General features: G+C 47.2%; 3 protein-coding genes. All 3 read left to right on the forward strand.

What is annotated here, in order from left to right; translation table 11 throughout:
* The first annotated feature begins 79 nt into the window (after nucleotides 1-79).
* Nucleotides 80-1,036 (forward strand): SpaN/EivJ family type III secretion system needle length determinant, encoded by a 957-nt coding sequence (locus NNN71_RS24260; protein WP_271459545.1) that lies wholly within the window; start codon nucleotides 80-82, stop codon nucleotides 1,034-1,036.
* Complete coding sequence (locus NNN71_RS24265) at nucleotides 1,033-1,980, forward strand: FliM/FliN family flagellar motor switch protein (protein ID WP_249023169.1); 948 nt, start codon at nucleotides 1,033-1,035, stop codon at nucleotides 1,978-1,980. Before NNN71_RS24260 ends, NNN71_RS24265 begins: the two co-directional genes overlap by 4 nt.
* The coding region (locus NNN71_RS24270; protein WP_167575680.1) for an EscR/YscR/HrcR family type III secretion system export apparatus protein at nucleotides 1,967-2,631 on the forward strand (665 nt) is incomplete at its 3' end. The genes NNN71_RS24265 and NNN71_RS24270, both read left to right, overlap by 14 nt.

Consider the following 2,631-nt stretch of genomic DNA (forward strand, 5'->3'; position numbering starts at 1 on the left):
TTCTGAGAGTGAGGGAGCGTCGCGAAAGGCAGCTAAGGGAAGTGCGAATGGAAGAGTCAGAAATTGAAGAGAGGGTATCATGGCAACGATAAATAACGTCACTAATTATCCCAATGTTTCTCAGGATAAACATATTTCAGGTGAGTCTAAAAAACTCGATGATATCGTTCGAAAGAAGAAAGTTGAGGATACAGATGCCCCGACGGCATTACCCACTACGTTAACTGGCGGCATCGTGCAGCAGAATTCTTTGCTGCGGCTTTCGCTTGCTTTGCGTGGACACGGGGAAAAGGTTACGGAGCGGAGCCCTAAAACGGTGGCAGCCGCTCCAGTCACCATTGCCAAAGTGGTATCTGAGCGTTTACGTGTCAGCGAAAAGCCTGCCGTGGAGCAAAGCCTAAAAACGGACGCAGCTGCGGAACGAAAAGAGAACGGCGAAGTTAAAAAAGCTGTGAAAGAACCGAGTCTGGCCACAAAACCGCTTAGCGAAGTAGCCGGAACGAATTCTGAGAGACGTGTCCAGGCGCCAGCGACCGTGGCAGACAGCATAAAGGTCGCCCAGCAAGCTGATATCAGACCGATATCTGAACAGGATCGCAGCGATGTACCAGATAAGCCGCTCAGTCATAGAAATGATGTGACGTTTATGCCACCGCAATCGACGCCGCAGGGCGCACGACACGTCGAGATGAAAGAGAGCGCTGTGGTGAAAAGAGAAAGTCAGCAAATGCTCTCAGGCAATGCGAATGGCGTTGATGGTGGTCGCACTGTAGCGAACGAGTCCGTTAAGGGCAGCAGTAACCTGACTTATCATTTTTCGGAATGGGGAAGCGGCCATCGAGTTAACGTGCAGCTCGCTGCACAGCAGGGCTTACCGCTGGTGCTCAGCCCATCAGATAACCTTGTTCAGGATCGCCTTGCTGACCAGGGCGGCCAGAATGACGGTGGGCAGCCGCAGTGGATATTCCAGGATGAACAAGATCAGCAGCAATCCCGTGGCGGTAAACCGCCAAAATATGCTGAGGAACCGATGTGATCAGAGAACATTTACGCAGCTATTCCAGAGAAGAACGGGCATGGCGTCAATGTATTGCTTACTGGAATACCCAAGGCTATCAATTCGAGCAAGGCATAGAAGCGGAAGGGCCTCTGCTGCATTTTTCTACCGATCGCGGCTGGGAGGGGCTTATTGATCTTCGAGACTGGTATGCCAGTTTCATGCCGCAGCAGGCACGTATGGCCAGCGTGTCCTGCACTGTTGAACAGTTGAAGATCTTATTTCTCAATAGCATTCAACCGCTGGTTGGGCTGCCCACTGGGCTTGAATATCAGCGCGTTGAAAGCCGCGGACTGGTGGAAGACAAGAAAAGCGTTAAGGGTCTGTTTTCCTGTTTACTTCCACACGGCCGAATGTGGTTGAACGGTAAACGACCGGACGCAATTTCTCCGCCAGAACGTCAAAGCACACTGGATATCCTACGTGTTCCCGTGACGCTGTTTTTTGAAATCGGGCATAGCTTTATTAGCTATCGTTTGTTGAAAAAAGTTTGTCGTGGCGATGTGTTGCTCGTTAATCATGTTGAAAACAAGATGAAAATTCACGGCGAGTCTCTCGCTAAATTTGTCCGCAATGAGGAAGGTTTTATGTTTGATGTTGAAGATGGTCATGAATATATCGAAAACACCGACTCTGTCGCTGCCGACGAATCAACAAGTTCGGTTGAAAAAAAAGCTTTACTGCCTGTAGATAAGATCAAAATTGAACTTGGTTTCGTTTTACAGAAAAGCACCGTCAGTCTCCAGGATATTGAAGGGTTTTATCAAGGGGAGATTTTACCTTGTCACTTTGATGCGGAGAAAAATATTGAGATTACCGCTAACGGTGCTGTCGTAGCGAGAGGGGAGTTGGTATGGTTTGAAGAGCGTTTTGGCGTGGAAATTAAAGAATTATGCCATGAGGTCAATAATGATCCAAGGTAATGATATTTCGCTGATTGCCATTCTGGCTTTCTCCACGTTATTGCCGTTTATCATTGCCTGTGGCACTTGCTATATCAAATTCTCGATCGTATTTGTGATGGTCCGCAACGCCCTCGGTCTGCAACAAATCCCGTCGAATATGACGCTGAACGGCATCGCGTTAGCATTATCTTTCTTTGTAATGATGCCAGTGGTAAAGAACGGCTATGAAGAATATAAACGCTCTGATATGGATACCAGTAATCCAGAATCCGTGGCATATTTCATTGAGCATGGCATGGATAGCTACCGGGACTATCTACAAAAATATTCTGACCCTGAACTTACGCAATTCTTTGAACGCGTTCAGTTGCAAAGAGATCAAGATGCGATGGGGGCCGCCGAGGAGGAGGAAAAACCTTCTATAATATCGCTGCTGCCTTCTTATGCGCTCAGTGAAATAAAAAGTGCCTTTAAAATAGGATTCTATATCTATTTGCCTTTTGTGGTTATTGATTTATTGGTATCCAGTATTTTGCTGGCTCTGGGGATGATGATGATGAGTCCGGTGACGATATCGGTGCCAATAAAACTGGTATTGTTTGTGGTCATGGATGGATGGACCTTATTATCCAAAGGCTTGATTTTGCAATATATCAATCTGGCTACTTC

It is taken from the genome of Kluyvera sp. Awk 3, from assembly GCF_028069715.1.
Classification (GTDB): Bacteria; Pseudomonadota; Gammaproteobacteria; order Enterobacterales; family Enterobacteriaceae; genus Kluyvera; species Kluyvera georgiana_A.